The 16,354-nt window shown below is 61.8% G+C and carries 15 protein-coding genes; 11 read left to right on the forward strand and 4 right to left on the reverse strand.

The genetic code is table 11. The features are described from left to right. Window positions 1-10: 10 nt before the first annotated feature. From cydB to Q7J58_RS06110, 6 genes are all read left to right on the forward strand, one after another. Window positions 11-1,147 (forward strand): cytochrome d ubiquinol oxidase subunit II, encoded by a 1,137-nt coding sequence (gene cydB, locus Q7J58_RS06085; protein ID WP_304824883.1) that lies wholly within the window; start codon window positions 11-13, stop codon window positions 1,145-1,147. Between the two features lie 131 nt (window positions 1,148-1,278). Then, window positions 1,279-3,000, forward strand: coding sequence for a tetrathionate reductase family octaheme c-type cytochrome (locus Q7J58_RS06090; RefSeq protein WP_304824886.1), 1,722 nt, complete (start codon window positions 1,279-1,281; stop codon window positions 2,998-3,000). Beyond that, window positions 2,993-3,694 (forward strand): cytochrome b/b6 domain-containing protein, encoded by a 702-nt coding sequence (locus Q7J58_RS06095; RefSeq protein ID WP_304824889.1) that lies wholly within the window; start codon window positions 2,993-2,995, stop codon window positions 3,692-3,694. The genes Q7J58_RS06090 and Q7J58_RS06095 overlap by 8 nt, the downstream gene beginning before the upstream one ends. A gap of 177 nt (window positions 3,695-3,871) precedes the next feature. Then, a complete protein-coding gene (gene cydX / locus Q7J58_RS06100) occupies window positions 3,872-3,988 on the forward strand; it encodes a cytochrome bd-I oxidase subunit CydX (RefSeq protein ID WP_304824892.1) in 117 nt (38 codons plus the stop codon). Beyond that, on the forward strand, window positions 3,985-4,299 hold the full coding sequence (locus tag Q7J58_RS06105) for a cyd operon YbgE family protein (RefSeq protein ID WP_304824895.1): 315 nt from the start codon (window positions 3,985-3,987) through the stop codon (window positions 4,297-4,299). Before cydX ends, Q7J58_RS06105 begins: the two co-directional genes overlap by 4 nt. A 71-nt stretch (window positions 4,300-4,370) precedes the next feature. After that, on the forward strand, window positions 4,371-5,090 hold the full coding sequence (locus Q7J58_RS06110) for a class I SAM-dependent methyltransferase (protein WP_304824898.1): 720 nt from the start codon (window positions 4,371-4,373) through the stop codon (window positions 5,088-5,090). A 21-nt stretch (window positions 5,091-5,111) separates the two neighbouring features. On the opposite strand, the gene Q7J58_RS06115 is transcribed toward Q7J58_RS06110, so the two are convergent. The 3 genes from Q7J58_RS06115 to Q7J58_RS06125 form a co-directional block, all read right to left on the reverse strand. Beyond that, entirely contained in the window at window positions 5,112-5,750 is a 639-nt protein-coding gene (locus Q7J58_RS06115) for a peroxiredoxin (RefSeq protein WP_304824901.1), read from the reverse strand. 200 nt (window positions 5,751-5,950) lie between these two features. Next, window positions 5,951-7,078: a tRNA 2-thiouridine(34) synthase MnmA gene (gene mnmA, locus Q7J58_RS06120; protein WP_304824903.1), complete on the reverse strand. Its 1,128-nt coding sequence runs from the start codon at window positions 7,076-7,078 to the stop codon at window positions 5,951-5,953. 125 nt (window positions 7,079-7,203) lie between these two features. Next, entirely contained in the window at window positions 7,204-7,551 is a 348-nt protein-coding gene (locus tag Q7J58_RS06125; RefSeq protein WP_304824905.1) for a hypothetical protein, read from the reverse strand. Window positions 7,552-8,197: 646 nt separating this feature from the next. Here Q7J58_RS06125 and Q7J58_RS06130 point away from each other — a divergent pair. The 5 genes from Q7J58_RS06130 (at window position 8,198) to Q7J58_RS06150 (ending at window position 14,943) form a co-directional block, all read left to right on the forward strand. Continuing rightward, a complete protein-coding gene (locus Q7J58_RS06130; RefSeq protein WP_304824908.1) occupies window positions 8,198-9,151 on the forward strand; it encodes an NAD(P)-dependent oxidoreductase in 954 nt (317 codons plus the stop codon). Then, window positions 9,148-11,499, forward strand: coding sequence for a glycosyltransferase (locus Q7J58_RS06135; protein WP_304824911.1), 2,352 nt, complete (start codon window positions 9,148-9,150; stop codon window positions 11,497-11,499). Before Q7J58_RS06130 ends, Q7J58_RS06135 begins: the two co-directional genes overlap by 4 nt. Further along, window positions 11,496-13,166: a methyltransferase gene (locus Q7J58_RS06140; RefSeq protein ID WP_304824914.1), complete on the forward strand. Its 1,671-nt coding sequence runs from the start codon at window positions 11,496-11,498 to the stop codon at window positions 13,164-13,166. Before Q7J58_RS06135 ends, Q7J58_RS06140 begins: the two co-directional genes overlap by 4 nt. Before the next feature lie 8 nt (window positions 13,167-13,174). Continuing rightward, window positions 13,175-13,822: a histidine phosphatase family protein gene (locus Q7J58_RS06145; RefSeq protein ID WP_304824997.1), complete on the forward strand. Its 648-nt coding sequence runs from the start codon at window positions 13,175-13,177 to the stop codon at window positions 13,820-13,822. Between the two features lie 314 nt (window positions 13,823-14,136). Further along, window positions 14,137-14,943: a class III extradiol ring-cleavage dioxygenase gene (locus Q7J58_RS06150; protein ID WP_304824917.1), complete on the forward strand. Its 807-nt coding sequence runs from the start codon at window positions 14,137-14,139 to the stop codon at window positions 14,941-14,943. A 48-nt stretch (window positions 14,944-14,991) separates the two neighbouring features. Here Q7J58_RS06150 and Q7J58_RS06155 read toward each other — a convergent pair whose 3' ends face one another. Then, on the reverse strand, window positions 14,992-16,248 hold the full coding sequence (locus Q7J58_RS06155; RefSeq protein WP_304824920.1) for an FAD/NAD(P)-binding oxidoreductase: 1,257 nt from the start codon (window positions 16,246-16,248) through the stop codon (window positions 14,992-14,994). Between the last annotated feature and the right edge of the window lie 106 nt (window positions 16,249-16,354).

Here is a 16,354-nt window from a genome sequence, read left to right on the forward strand (position 1 = left end):
GGAGCACCCCATGTTCGACTATGAAACCCTCAAACTGATCTGGTGGCTGCTCGTGGGCGTGCTGCTCATCGGCTTCGCCGTCATGGATGGCCACGACATGGGCGTGGGCACGCTGTTGCCCTTCGTCGGCCGCAGCGACATCGAGCGCCGCGTGGTGATCAACACCGTCGGTCCGCACTGGGACGGCAACCAGGTCTGGTTCATCACCGGCGGCGGCGCCATCTTCGCGGCCTGGCCGCTGGTCTACGCCACCGCGTTCAGCGGCTTCTACTGGGCCATGCTGGCCGTGTTGTGGGCGCTGTTCTTCCGCCCGGTGGGCTTCGACTACCGCAGCAAGATCCACAACGCCACCTGGCGCAGCACCTGGGACTGGGGTCTCTTCATCGGGGGTTTCATCCCGCCGGTGATCTTCGGCGTGGCCTTTGGCAACCTGCTGCAGGGCGTGCCGTTTCAGTTCGACGCCTATCTGATCTCCACCTACACCGGCACGTTCTGGCAGTTGCTCAATCCGTTCGCCTTGCTGGCGGGCGTGGTCAGCAGCGCCATGATCACGCTGCAGGGCGCCACCTACCTGGCGCACCGCACCGAAGGCGTGGTGCAGGCGCGCACCATCACCGCCGGCACGGGCGCTGCGCTGGTGATGGTGCTCGGTTTCATCGCCGCCGGGGTCTGGCTGCAAGGCATCGACGGCTACCGCATCAGCTCCGTCATCGACCCCGCCGCGCTGCCCAACCCCATGGGCAAGACCGTGGTGCGCGAGGCCGGCGCCTGGATGGCCAACTACGCCGCCCAGCCCCTGCTGTGGCTTTTGCCCACCATTGGTGTGCTCGGTGCGCTGGCTGCCGCCGCCCTCATGCGTTGGGGCCGCACGCTCACCGCCTTCGTTGCCTCGTCGCTCGCCACCACCGGCGTGATCGGCACCGCAGGGGCCAGCATGTTCCCCTTCATCATGCCGTCGAGCACCCTGCCGGCGGCCAGCCTCACCGTGTGGGACAGCGTCTCCAGCCACCTCACGCTGGGCATCATGTTCTGGGCCACGGTGCTCTTCATGCCGCTGATCGTGCTCTACACCTCGTGGGCGTACCGCGTGATGCGTGGCAAGGTGACCGCCGCGTACATCAGGGAAAACGAGCACGGCGCCTATTGAGCTTTTTGAGCCAGCGCAAGGGAGCTTTCATACCCCTACCGGTGTTGATGGAACGCAAAGACAGGCCGCAGACACGCCCGTGAGACTGGCTCTCCGTTCGATTCCATTCCCCCACGCGCTGGAGACAAAGCATGACCCACAACAAGCATCCACAGCCCCCGCCGCGGCCGCGTCTGAGCCGATGGCGCGCGCTGGTCGCCGGGCTGGCGCTGGCATGGGCCGCCCCGCTGGCGGGCGCCAACGCGGCCGCGGCTACCGCCCCGCCCAGCGCCGCTGCGGTGCTGGCGACCGCGCCGAGCCCAAGCAAATCCACTGCCGACCACAGCAAGTTCAAGGAGCTGCAGGGCCCGTTCAAAAGCGGCTCGGAAGTCACCAAAGCCTGCCTGGGCTGCCACACCGAAGCGGGCAAGCAGGTCATGGGCACGCGCCACTGGACCTGGGAATACACCAACCCTGACACCGGGCAGAAGCTGGGCAAGAAGACCATGCTCAACAGCTTCTGCATCGGCGACCGCTCCAACGAGGCCTTCTGCCAGAGCTGCCACGTGGGCTACGGCTGGAAAGACGACAAGTTCAACTTTTTCGACGAGAGCAAGGTGGACTGCCTGGTCTGCCACCACACCGGCGGCTACAAGAAGCCCGCGGGCATGGCCGGCGAGGTGCCGGTCGAGCGCACCGAGTTGCCACCGGGCTCGGGCAAGTTCATCGACCCGGTGGACCTGGCCATGGTGGCCCAGCACATCGGAAAAACCAGCGTCGCCACCTGCGGCAGCTGTCACTACGCTGGCGGCGGCGGTGACGGCGTGAAGCACGGTGACCTGGATTCCTCGCTCAACAAGGCCGCCCCGGCGCTGGACGTGCACATGGCCAGCAAGGCCCGGGGCGGTGCCGGCTTCACCTGCGCCACCTGCCACCAGGCCGACGGCCACGAAATTGCGGGCAGCCGCATCAGCATGTCGGGCTCCGATCCGCACGGCCCGATGCTGCGCGGCGGCACGGTGCACGCCGGACGCAACGCCGCCACCTGCCAGAGCTGCCACGGCGACAAGCCCCACAGGCAGGGTCTGCTGCAGGTTGAGCTGCTGAACAACCACACCAACAAGCTGGCCTGCCAGAGCTGCCACATCCCCGAGTTCGCGCGCGGCGGCGTGGCCACCAAGATGGCCTGGGACTGGTCCACCGCCGGCCGGCTCACGGCCGAAGGCAAGCCCTTCCAGAAGAAGGACGGGCACGGCCACGTCATCTACGACAGCAAGAAGGGCGACTTCAAGCTGGGCGAGAACGTGGTGCCCGACTACGTCTGGTTCAACGGCCAGGTCCACTTCACCACGCAGGACATGAAGATCGACCCGACCCAGGTGCTCCAGGTCAACCGCTTCATGGGCGTCCCGGACGACCCCACCGCACGCATCTGGCCGGTCAAACGCTTTGAGGGCAAGCAGCCCTACGACAAGGTGCACCTGCAACTGCTGGTGCCGCACACCGCCACGCCCGATGACACCGCGTTCTGGTTCAACTTCGACTGGCCCAAGGCCTTGCAGGCTGGCGCCACCGCCACCGGCCAGCCCTACAGCGGTCAACACGATTTCGTGAAGACCGAAATGCTCTGGCCCATCACCCACATGGTCGCGCCCGCCAAGGACGCGGTGGCCTGCGCCTCGTGTCACACCGGTGCCGCGAAAAGCCGCCTGGGCGATCTGCCCGGCGTCTACCTGCCCGGGCGCGACAGCCAGCCCTGGATCGACCGCCTCGGCTGGCTCGCCGTGGCCGGCTCAACCGCTGGCGTGCTGCTGCACGCCGCCGCCCGCCTGCTGACCCGCCGCCGCACCCAACGGGAGAACCGCCATGTCTGAGACCACCACCACCGTGGCCGGCGTTGCGGAAGCCGCCAGCCCCATCCCCGCGCGCATCTACATCTACAAGCGCTACGAGCGTTTCTGGCACTGGTCGCAGGCCGCGCTGGTCATCACCATGCTCATCAGCGGTTTCGAGGTGCACGGCAGTTACACGCTGCTCGGCTTCGAGCCCGCCGTGCGCCTGCACACGCTGGCCGCCTGGCTGCTGCTCACGCTCTGGGCCTTCACCATCTTCTGGCAGTTCACCACCGGCGAATGGCGCCAGTACCTGCCGACCCACAAGAAGGTCGTGGCGATGGCGATGTACTACAGCTGGGGCATGTTCCGTGGCGCGCCGCACCCCTTCACGAAGACGGTGCAGAAGAAGCACAACCCGCTGCAGCGCCTGGCCTATCTCGGTCTGCTGGCCCTGATCTCGCCGCTGATCTGGGGCTCGGGCCTGCTCTACCTGTTCCGCGCCTTCTGGCCCTCGCTGGGCCTTGACCAGTGGCTCACGCTGGAGTGGGTGGCCTGGGCGCACACGGTGGGCGCCTTCCTGATGCTCACTTTCTTCATCGTTCACGTGTACCTGACCACCACCGGCCACACGCCCACGGCACACATCAAGTCCATGGTGACCGGCTGGGAAGAACTGCACGGCGACGAGACCCATTCCGCGGACACACCGTCCGCTCCGCCGCAAGGCCATTGAGGCGTTCTCCATGTCACACGCCCCTGCACGTCTCCTGCCGCCCGAGTCCGGCTGCGCCACCAACACCCACCCCGCGGGCCGTGTGGGCGCAAACAGGCCTGCGCCGACCAGGCGGGTGAGCGGGCATGGGCGAAAGACTCTCAGCCTCTCAGTTCATTTTTTTGAAAGGAAAACAACATGTGGTACTTCGCCTGGATGCTCGGTGTCGGTTTTGCGGTGTTGCTCGCCATCCTCAACGCCATGTGGGGTGAACACGAGCAGGACCGTGCGCTGTCCAAAGGCGGCGACGCATGACGCCCGCCCCCTCTGCTGAGGGCCCGCAGAGCGTGGGGCCCGACCCGGTGGCCAGCCGGGTGCACATTCCCAGCCTGCTGGCCGCACTGACCATCATGCTCGTTGGCAGCATCTACCCGCTGCTGTTTGCCGATGCCAGCGGCAAAGCCGATCACGGCCTGGCCATGGCCCTGTTCTGGGCCATGAGTGCAGGGCTGGTGCGCGGCGTCGGTTTTGTGCCGCGCTGGTTCGGTTGGCGCTGGCTGCTGTCGGGCTGGGCCTGCGCCGTCGGCCTGTTGTTGGCCGCGTGGCTGCGCTGGGGCGTGCTGTGAACGGCCGCCAGGCGGGCGAAGTGCACCCCACGCCCGGTTTTGAATGGGCGCGGGGATTGGAGACCACCCCGATGAACCGCACCAGCACCGATCCCGATCAACTGCCCCTCGTGCGAGACGAACTCGACGTGTTGGGTGAGCGGGTGCCGCTGGACGGGCAGCGCATCATCGAACTGGGCTGCGGCAATGCCCGGCTGGCGCGTGCGCTGCTGCTGCGCCATGCGGGCAGCCGGGTGGTGGGGCTGGAGGTGGACGCGGAACAACACGCGAAGAACGTTGCGCACCCGCAGGAGCGGCTGCTATTTGTGGCCGGCAGCGCCGAAGCCGTGCCGTGCCCCGACGCCGGCTTTGACGTCGCGATCATGCTCAAGAGCCTGCACCATGTGCCGCTCGCCGCCATGGACCGCGCGTTGGCCGAGGTGGCCCGTGTGCTCCGGCCCGGTGGCTGGTTTTACGTGAGCGAGCCGATCTACGGCGGCGCGCTCAACGACGTGGTGCGCCTGTTCAACGACGAGGGTGTGGTGCGTCCGGCAGCACAGGCCGCGCTGGACCGCGCGCTGGCCGCCGCCGCCCACTGGGAGGCGGCGGGCGAACACCGCTTTGCGCAGCCGGTGCACTTCAAAAACTGGGACGCGTTTGCGCAACGCATGCTCTGCCCCAGCTTCGCCGACCACGGCATCACGCCCGCCATCGTGGCGCGTGTGCGCGCCTCGTTCGAACCGCACTGCGGCCCCGACGGCGCCAGCTTCGTGCGGCCCATGCATGTGCGGCTGCTGCGCCGGAGAGCCTGAGGCGCAGCAGCGTTCAACCGGTCACAGCGACTTGGTCGAGTAGTACCAGTCGGTGGTCTTGTAGCCTTCGGCCATGCGCGCCTTGATGGCGTCCGGCGTCTTGGGCGGCGGCACGATCACGTCGCAACCGGGCGTCCAGCCCTCGGGCGTGGCGACCTTGTTGGCGTCGCTGGTCTGCATGGCCTGCAGCAGGCGCACGAACTCGTCGATGCTGCGGCCGTTGCTCATGGGGTAATAAACCATGGCGCGCAGGATGCCGTTCGGGTCGATGAAGAAGGTGGCGCGCACGGCCTGCGTGTCGGCGGCACCGGGGTGCACCATGCCGTAGGCCTTGGCCACGTCCATCTTGATGTCTTCGATGATCGGGAAGCTGATCTCGACACCGAACTTCTCCTGGATGTTCTGCGTCCAGGCCAGGTGCGAATACAGGCTGTCGATCGACAGGCCGAGCAGTTCGCAGTTCATGCCGCGGAAGGTCTCGGCGTGTTTCTGGAAGCCGATGAACTCGGTGGTGCAGACGGGCGTGAAGTCGGCCGGGTGCGAGAACAGGATCAGCCACTTGCCTTTGTAGTCGGCGAGCGTGCGGTCACCGTGGGTGGTCTTGGCGTTGAAGGCGGGGGCGGCTTCGTTGAGGCGGGGGAAGGTGGCAGCGTTTTCCATGGGGTACTCCATTCAGGGCGGGTTTCGGAAGAACCGGGAAAGCAGAATTGCTTGGCCGATGAATGAAGTCTATGGATACGTGGATTTGAATAGCTTGCGTTTTGTCAAGCGTGCCATTGGCAGTTCCAACCGCCTCGATAGCCTGGCTTTTCCCCTGAACCCTTGGAGGAACAAGGGTTTGGGCGAACCTGCGCTGTGGCTCAGGCCGGCGCGTTCGCCGCCTCGGTGGTGATCACCCCGCCGCCCAGGCAGATATCGCCGTCGTACACCACCGCGCTTTGGCCCGGCGTCACGGCCCATTGCGCGTCGGTGAAGCGCAGCGCAAAGCCGGCTTCGCCCTCGGCTGCAAACTGGCACGGTGCGTCGGCCTGGCGGTAGCGCGTCTTGGCGGCCAACGCGCCCGCTGCGGGCGGGTGCCCTGCCACCCAGCTCGCGTCTTGCGCGCGCAGGGCGGGCGACAGCAGCCACGGGTGGTCGTGGCCCTGCACCACCCACAGGGTGTTCTTTTCCATGTCTTTGCGGGCCACAAACCAGGGCGCGTGTTCGTTGCCGCCTTTTTGCGCGCCTTTTTCGCGCACACCGCCAATGCCCAGGCCCTGGCGCTGGCCCAGCGTGTAAAAACTCAGGCCCACGTGCCGCCCCAGCACCCGGCCTTTTTCATCCTTGATGGGGCCAGGTTCCTTGGCGATGTAGCGGTTCAGAAAGTCGCGGAACGGCCGCTCGCCAATGAAGCAAATGCCGGTGCTGTCTTTCTTTTTCGCGTTGGGCAAACCGATTTCGGCGGCGATGCGGCGCACCTCGGTCTTGGGCAGCTCACCCACCGGAAACAGCGTTTTGCTCAGCTGCGCCTGGTTCAGGCGGTGCAAAAAGTAGCTCTGGTCCTTCAGCGGGTCCAGGCCCTTGAGCAGTTCGTGTTTTCCGGTGGCGGCATTCAGTCGCACCCGCGCGTAATGCCCGGTCGCAATCTTCTCGGCGCCCAGACGCATGGCGTGGTCCAGGAACGCTTTGAACTTGATCTCGGCGTTGCACAAAATATCCGGGTTGGGCGTGCGCCCGGCGGCGTATTCGCGCAAAAACTCGGCAAACACGCGGTCTTTGTATTCGGCGGCAAAGTTGACGTGCTCAATTTCAATGCCCAGCACATCGGCCACCGAGGCCGCGTCCACGAAGTCGATGTTGGACGAGCAAAACTCGCTGTTGTCATCGTCTTCCCAGTTCTTCATGAAGATGCCGATGACCTCGTAACCCTGCTGCTTGAGCAGGTACGCGCTCACCGCAGAGTCCACACCGCCGCTCAAACCCACCACCACACGTTGCTTGTTTGTCATGGGCGGGATTATCCCAGCGGGGGGCTGCGTTCGCCCGCTGGCAAACGCCCAACGGGGACACCTGGGCCGCCGAAATTGTCACGCTGCTGTTCCTTCCAGCCCGAAGCCAGCGGCTGCTGCACCACCTAGCCGCCATCGATCACGCTCGCTGGCGGAATGCCCTTGATGGAGGGAGGCATCGGCAGCGGGGCGCGGTCCGTGCGCAGGGGCTGGGCCAGGCATGGCCGCTGATCGCTGATCGCCGCGCTGCCTGAAGAGGTGTTGTGCTGGGTGACGACGCCAGCAAGGTGCGCCATGAATCGGGACGCGTTGGAAGGCGCCAGCAGAGCAGAAAGCGGGGTGCTTCGATTGGCTGGTTGGGGCTTTGATGAGGTGTGGAGTCGGCCATAAAGGCCACTGGATGCTGGTTGCACAATGGTGGTTCTAGGCCGGTTGCTGCCGGTGATCCTGCAGGCCTGAATGTCGGTCGCCATGGTCACACGACATTCGAGGGCGAAAGGGTCGAGTTACCGCTGTCCCTACGTCACCGACCACTCAACACAGGCGGGCCAATTCAACAGACAGACTCCTAGACTGTTTCTGGTGAAGGGCGATAAAGCAGCCAGCAAGCTGAATCGTCACGCTCTTGATTCTGAATTGACAGAGGGTATGCGTGCTAGCTTATTATCTCAACCAGCGTCGTTACTTCTCTTCATGCCTTGGTTCGGGTCCGGGGCGGCGGTTTGTCCGTTGAGTCCGTACCTTCGTTGAACGTGACCCGGCCTTCATTGACCACATCTGCGTTATCTCGCATGCCTTGCTCCAGGCAGCCTCTCCGACCCGAAGAGGCGTTGTTGGTCCATGTCGGCTCTTATCTGGAGCAAACGCATGAGCAAATCCCTACTCAAAGCCGCGTTGGACAATCGATCCAACCAACTGAACCCGCAACACCCCGTGTACTACCTTAGTCGGGGACTAGATACGGAGCAGGCAATGCGGGAATCACGCGCACTGATCTCCCCCGTACCAGCGCAGCCAGTGAACAGTCTGCCTGTGAATGCAAAACGTTCTGCCAAGCCAACTTCCGAATAAGACACGACACAGCCCTGTCGTTCCGCCACCGTGGCTTTTGAGGCCTAGGTGGCTCACGTCTCATGGAGCAAAAAATTGACTCAACGAATACTGATCACTGGATCAGAAGGACTGATTGGTCGTGTCGTTCGAGAGGACTTGACCACACACGGCTATCAGGTCAACGGCCTTGACCTGCGGGGCTTAGATGATGAAAGAGGCGATGTTTGTAACGCTGCTCAAGTGGTTGACGCTATTGCCTCTTGCGATGGCGTGTTGCACCTCGCAGCCGTATCGCGTGTTGTTTGGGGGGAGCTTGATCCGGAGCATTGCTGGGCGACCAACGTTGGTGGTCTTTGCAATGTTCTTGAGGCAGCGCAGGCGAATGTGCGCATGCCTTGGGTCATCTTTGCAAGCAGTAGGGAGGTCTACGGTCAGCCAAAGTTACTCCCGGCAACTGAGGACACGCCATTGGCCCCTGTCAATGTCTACGCGCGATCCAAAGTAGAAGGGGAGCGTCTGGTGGAACTGGCACGCCAACGCGGCCTACAGACGGCAGTGATTCGACTGTCAAACGTCTTTGGACGATCTCACGATCATGCTGACCGCGTTGTCCCGGCATTCGCGAGGGCTGCAGTTACAGGTCAGCCTTTGCGCGTGGATGGCCCGAGCCATACCTTTGACTTCACTCATGTGGAAGACGTCAGTCGTGGCATCGTTTCGTTGATTCAGCGTTTGACTGCCGGTGAGGACTGTTCACGCCCGATTCACTTTGTCTCCGGCCAGGCAACCACGTTAGGAGAACTGGCTGCGTTGGCTATCAAAATTGCGAGCAGCTCATCATCCGTTGTAACTGCACTTCCGCGCAACTTCGATGTGGCCAGATTTTATGGAACGCATCAACGCGCCACGACCACTTTGAACTGGACCCCCAGGGTGCCACTGCGAAATGGGCTGGCCACGCTCATTGCAGATTTTCAACTTGAGGCGTCCTTGCCCACCTCCACCTTGAGTGCCGCATGAAAATTTTGAAAGTCATCCATGGCTACCCGATGCGATACAACGCAGGTTCGGAGGTCTACAGCCAAACGCTTTGCCACGGGCTAGCAGATCGACATGAGGTTCACGTCTTCACCCGAGAAGAAGACTCCTTCGCTCCCGACTACCGTCTCAGAACGGAACTGGATCCTGACGATGCGCGGATCACTCTGCATCTGGTGAACAACCCACGCAATAAGGATCGCTACCGCGTTACGGGAATAGATCAGCGCTTTGCCGAACTGCTGGATCGCCTCCAGCCTGACATCGTTCATGTCGGCCATCTCAACCACTTGTCAACATCCTTGTTGAGTGAAGCGGCCAGCCGAGAGATACCCATCGTGTACACACTTCACGACTACTGGGTCATGTGTCCACGTGGTCAGTTCATGCAGACCTTCCCGGAGGATCCAGCCAATCTTTGGGCTGCCTGTGATGGTCAGGATGACAGGAAGTGTGCCGAGCGCTGTTACTCACGCTATTTCAGTGGCGCTCCCGATGAACATGCTCTTGACATCTCTTTCTGGACCCAATGGGTGGGCCGGCGAATGAGTCACATGCGGGAGATGACAGAGTTGGTCGATGTGTTTGTGGCGCCAGCTAGGTACCTCCTTGAGCGATACCGGAATGACTTTGGCCTGCCCGCCGCGAAATTGAAATACCTGGACTACGGCTTTGACCAAAAGCGATCTGAGGGTCGTTCACGGGCTGCGGGCGAGCCAGTGACCTTCGGCTACATCGGCACTCATATCCCCGCTAAAGGCATACACGATTTGATCCGTGCCTTTGGTCAACTGCGCGGCGATGCGGTCTTGCGGATCTGGGGGCGTCATCGTGGGCAGGACACGGAGTCGCTTAAAGCGCTGGCTCGGGACCTTCCCGTAAACCTTGTGGATCGTGTCGAATGGATGCCTGAATATCGAAATCAGGACATTGTTTGCGACGTCTTTGACAAGGTGGATGCGATAGTCGTGCCGTCGATCTGGGTTGAAAACTCACCCTTGGTAATTCATGAGGCTCAGCAAGCCAGAGTGCCGGTCATCACAGCTAACGCGGGCGGGATGAGCGAGTATGTTGAACACGAGGTCAATGGCCTTCTGTTCGAGCATCGATCACACCATGCACTTGCGCAGCAAATGCAACGATTGATAGATGAACCCGGTTTGCTGGTGCGTCTGGGGCAACGTGGCTATCTCTTTAGCGAGAGTGGGCAGATCCCTCCCATTGATGAACACGTTCGAGACATCGAGGCCTTGTACGAGTCACTGATTCGGCGTCGAGATCGCACATATATTCCGTCTACAGACGGTCCTTGGCGCATCACGTTTGACACCAATCCTGACACCTGCAACTTGAACTGCGTCATGTGCGAGGAGCACTCGCCTCACAGCACCTTGCAAGAACAGCGCAAGGCTCGTGGTCAGGCTCGTCGAATCATGCCTGTTCGCTTGATCGAGCAGGTGATTGAGCAGGCAGTACCTCATGGCTTGCGCGAAATCATTCCCTCCACCATGGGCGAGCCGCTGGTCTACGATGATTTCGATCGCATCCTAGAGTTGTGCGAACAGCATGGCATCAAGTTGAATCTCACGACCAACGGTACGTTCCCAAGGCTGGGTGCCAAGGCATGGGCCGAGCGCATCGTGCCAGTGACATCTGATGTCAAGATCTCCTGGAATGGAGCGACCCAGGCGACCCAGGAAGCACTCATGATTGGCACACGCTGGGACGCGATGCTTCGGAACGTCCGAGACTTCATCGCCGTTCGGGATGCTCACGCAGTTGGTGGTGGTCATCGTTGTCGAGTGACTTTTCAGATGACTTTTCTGGAGTCCAACGTTGGCGAGTTGGCTGACATCGTGCGGCTTGCCGTCGAACTGGGTGTGGATCGCCTGAAGGGCCATCACCTTTGGGCGCATTTCAAGCAGATTGAGAGCATGTCGATGCGTCGCAGTCCTGCGTCGATTCAACGGTGGAATAAGGCAGTGTTGGAGGCTCGTCGGGCAGTCTCTGAGCGGATGTTGCCCAATGGCAAGCCGCTCTTGCTAGAGAACATCTTTCTTCTGGACGAGGGCGCTTTGACCGATCTCGCACCAGAGGGGGGCTGCCCCTTCCTAGGGCAAGAGTCCTGGGTGAGTGCCGAGGGGCGCTTTGACCCTTGTTGCGCCCCAGACGCTCAGCGCCGTTCTTTGGGCGAGTTCGGCAATCTCCATGAGCAAGGCATCATCGAGATTTGGAAGGGCAAGGGCTATCAAGACTTGAAATCGACCTATAGGAACAAGACGCTCTGCTTAGGCTGCAATATGCGCAAGCCTGTGGAAGGCACCTCATGAACTGGGCAGATATGGTCGTATCACCTAGCGGCACCCACCACCTTTGGAGCAATACGCCTGCGTACTCAGAGCGCTTTGATGAGGTTCTGAAGTTTCACTCACCAGGTTTGGCTCCGGTGCGCTGCGCTGGTCTCGCGTGGCATATCCAACCTGATGGCACACCGGCCTATGTCAGCCGGTTCAAGCGGACGTTCGGCTTCTATGAAGGATTAGCCGCAGTCGTTACGAAGGACAGGGCTTTTCACATCACGCCCGATGGAGAGGCCGCCTATTCCGAGCGATACAACTGGTGTGGCAATTTTCAAGAGGGCCGTTGTCCTGTACGTACCTCTGATGGCACCTACCTGCACATTACCCAAGATGGTCGGCCAGCCTACACCGAGCACTGGAGGTATGTCGGCGACTTCCGCGATGGCGTTGCAGTCGTTCAGTCTGATGATGGCCTCTCCACTCACATCAACATGCATGGCGTGAAGCTCCATGACGTTTGGTTCGAAGATCTGGATGTCTTTCACAAAGGATTTGCGAGAGCCAAAGATTCACGCGGCTGGATGCACATCAATACAAATGGGCGATCGAACTATGAGCGGCGTTTTGCCTCCGTCGAGCCCTTTTACAACGGACAGTCGCGTGTCGAAACGCTTTGCAGTGGCTTGGAGGTCATTGATGAGCTGGGTTTTACCGTAGCGGTTCTGCGTGCACCAAGTCGGTCTGAATTCGCGGCGTTGTCAGCTGACATGGTCGGCTTCTGGCGCACTCAAACCATTGCTTCTGCAGTGGAGCTAGGTGTGTTTGATGTCTTGCCAACCACTACAACCGCCATTGTCCAAAAGTTGCAGGTGCACTCCGATCGTTTGGTTCGCTTGCTTTGTGCCTTGAGTGAGTTGAACCTTATTCAGGAGGTTTCGGGGGAGTGGCGAGCAACCGAGCGTGGAGCATATTTGCGCCAAGATCATCCTATGTCTTTGTCGCACGCAGCCCTAGAGTTTGGCCATCACTTTCCAGTGATGTGGATGCAGCTGCCAACAGCTTTGAGAAGGGAGGGGGAGTGGTCACCTCCCGACATCTTCGGAATGCTGGCGTCAGACCCCAAGAGAGGTGCCCTGCATCATCAGATGCTTCGCAGTTATGCACGTCATGACTATTCCTGCGTTCCCGCTGCTTTGAGTTTGGTCGGCACTGAGCGTGTGATTGACGCCGGTGGCGGGTTGGGTGAGTTGGCCGATGTGTTGCTGAAACGGTATCCTTCTCTTCATTTGACCGTACTGGACCGTCCAGAAGTCATTCAGCAAGCCAGTACGGCACACCCACGGCGCGAGCAGATCACGTGGCTCTCAGGAGACTTTTTTGGTGACTGGGGCATCTCCGCCGATGTCGTGGTGATGGCACGCATCCTTCACGACTGGGATGATCCGGACGCGCTTCGCATCTTGGTCCGTGCTCGCGACAGTCTGCCAAGAGGTGGACGCTTGCATATTGTCGAAATGGTTTTGCCCGATGGCGATCCCAGCGGTGCCCTTTGCGATCTTCATTTACTGATGGTCACGGGTGGGCGCGAGCGTACCTTGGCCCAGTACGCGGACTTGTTGACTCGTAGCGGCTTCAACCTCAAGGAGGCGAAACGCTTGAACGCTTTGTCCTCGATTTTGATCGGTGAAGCGACGTGACTGTGTTGATGAACTCAGCTGTGAAGCGCACCTTGCGCTTGATTCAGTCTGTCCCGGAAGGCTCGCCTGTTGCGCTGCTCGTCAGGCACTCCGCTCGGGATGACATTCCGGATGGAGGCACGGGCATTGAGTTGCCACTCAATGATCTGGGCATTCGCCTGTGCCAAGAGTTAGGTCGTGAGTTAGTGGGGCGGGTTAGGTCTGCTCGGTCAAGCCCCGTTCTCCGGTGTGTGCAGACCGCCAAGTTGTTGGGTCAAGCTGCGGATGCGGATGGAGAAGTCATATTGGACAAGCGCCTCGGCGCACCTGGTGCCTATGTTCTGGACGAACAAGTGGCTTGGGGCAACTGGTTGGCGCATGGTAATGAAGGTGTGATCCAGCATCTGGTTTCAGGAACAGGGGCGTTGCCCGGCATGGCTTATCCAGCAGAGGCCGCGAATGACCTCATTGAGCATTTGCTTGAGTGCGCTGGGGTTGAACCTGGCCTGCATCTGTTCATTTCACATGATTCGATCATGACGCCCACAGTGGCTCGCGCGTTTGGCCAAGACATGCCCAAAAGTCACTGGCCGGAGTACATGGACGCTTCTGCATTCTGGCGACAACAGAATGGTTGGGTGGTGGCCTATCGAGATATCGTCCAAGGTGTTTTGTAGGCGCTGGTACGACCGCAGTACCTCGCACATCGCCACTCGGGTCAGCGCCAGTCGTAGTGCCCAACAGCCGCTACATGGCAATGATTGTGAGTACGCTAGGCTGAACCTACTGGCGGCAACTGCTGCTTAACAGACCATCATTCCCCCGCATCCAATCACAATTCAGGGTCCCGAACCACCCACGGTCCCCAACCCCCGCCATCCATCAAAAGGTTTGACGTCAACCTCCAAACCCCTCGAACCCTCGCGGTGGGTCAGTTCCTTACAGTCGTCTTCATCGCCGCCACAGCGCGGCACTGCCCAGAAAGACCACCATGCCCCGCCTGCCCATCCTCTTCATCTCCCACGGTTCGCCCACTTTCGCCATCGACCCGGGCAAGGCCGGCCCGGCGCTTACTGCGCTGGGCCAAACCTTGCCGCGCCCGAAGGCCATCCTGGTGGTGTCGCCGCACTGGATGACGCGCGAGCCGCGCGTGGCCGTCACGCCGCGCCCGGAAACGATTCACGACTTTGGCGGTTTTCCGCCCGCGCTGTACCAGTTGCAGTACCCCGCGCCCGGCGCCCCCGAGGTGGCGGCGCGGGCCATCAATCTGCTGCGGACAGCGGGTTACGCCGCAGAGGCCGATGCGCAGTGGGGCCTGGACCACGGTGCCTGGGTGCCGCTGATGTACCTGTTCCCGGCGGCCGATGTGCCGGTGTTTCAGGTGTCGCTGCCTGCGCGGCTGGACGGCGAGCGGGCCTACGCCTACGGCCAGGCGCTGGCGCCGCTGGCGGACGAGGGCGTGCTCATCGTGGGCTCGGGCAGCTTGACGCACAACCTGTACGAGGTGCGTTTTGAGGCACCCGGCGCAGCGGCCGAGACCTATGCGATCGAGTTCGCCGCCTGGGTGAACGCTGCGGTGACCGACCGCGACCACGCGCGCCTGCAGCAGACCATGGCGGTGGCGCCGCACGCGCAGCGCGCCCACCCCACGGCCGAGCATTTGTGGCCGCTGATGGTGGCGGCGGGAGCGGCGGGCGCCGAGGTGGCGGCCCGGCGCATCGACGGCGGCATGACGCATGGGGTGTTGTCGATGGATGCGTTTGTGTTTGGTGGCGTTAGCGACTTTTCACCGAGCTGACCTACATGCCGATGCAGGCCAGGGCCTGCATGGAAAGCGCTGCACCGCTCAGCCCAGCATGGCCTTCCACATACCGGTGCCCCAACTCATGGCTGCTGCACCAGAGCGTGCGTTGTGCTCGGGGTCTACCGTGAACTTGAGTTTGGGTGGCTCGCCTGGCGATACGGTTGAAGACACGTTGATGTTGATCGCCTCACTGTGCGTGACGTTGGCCCAGCAGATGCCCAGCGGCAAATCGACCGCGCCCGTGGCGACGACCGGGGTTTTGCCTGCGATGCGTTCGGCAATGGCCTCGGCCACTTGCTGGCCGCTGCCGAAAGCCACGTGTCCGCTCTTGGGCAGTGGCGTGCCCTGCGCATCACCAATCACGTAAATGCGGTCGTCGGCCTGGGTTTGAAAGCTGGGCAGCTTCACCGCAGCCCAGCGTTCGCCCAACCCGGCTTGGCGGATCAGCGCAGGCGCACGCATGGGCAGCACCAAGTTGGCGTGGGCAAAGGGAATGTCGCCGTCGGAGGTGTTGAGCTGGCGCTTGCCCATGTCCACTGCGCGGATGTCTACGTTGGGCATGTATTCAATTTGTGCCGAATACAGGCTCTTCATACCGTTCAAGATCGGCTTGGAGATGGGCATGGGCATCGGGTTGGGGTTGGCATCCACGATGATGATCTTGCCTTTGGTGCCGCGCTGTTTCATCTGCTCGGCAATCAAGAAGGCGCGCTCGTAGGGCGCGGGCGGGCAGCGGTAAGGCGGCTTGGGCGCGCTGATGACGAAGTTGCCGCCTTTGACAAGGAATTCGTCCACCTGCTGGCGCACCGCCATTTGCTCAAACGCCCGAAAACCCACAGGCAGTTGCGCACGGGCTTCGGCGTAGCCCTGGATGCTTTCTTCCATGTAGTCCACACCGAGCGAAAGCACCAGAAAGTCGTAGGGCAGGCGTTGCGTGCCCGTGACCACTTCGCGTTTGGTGCGGTCAATTTCCAGCACCCGTTCGCGCACACGGCGGGCACCGAGTTGGTCCACCCGGGCGTAGCTGCGCTGAAAGTCGCTGGCGGGCTGGAACCCCGCAATGAAATGTGCGCTCAGTGGGCACGACATAAAGGATTCGTTGGGCTCGACCAAGGTGACATCGGCTGCGCCAGCGGCCAACAAGCCGCGAACCGCACCCAGGCCACCCCAGCCGCCACCGACCACCACCACACGCGGTTTGGTGTTGCCACCGATCGCGGCACAGCCGGTGGCGAGGGCGGCCACGCCAAGGGCGGTGGCCTGTAGGACATGGCGGCGGGAAGTGACCGGTACGGACATAGCGAATTCCTCATAAAAATACTGAACGGGGTATGGTTAATGTTATGGGTGCGAAAAATGGGAGGACAGCGGACAAACCCGTAGGCGCTTGTGCGTCCGATAGGCG

Source organism: Hydrogenophaga sp. (assembly GCF_030656115.1).
GTDB lineage: Bacteria > Pseudomonadota > Gammaproteobacteria > Burkholderiales > Burkholderiaceae_C > Hydrogenophaga.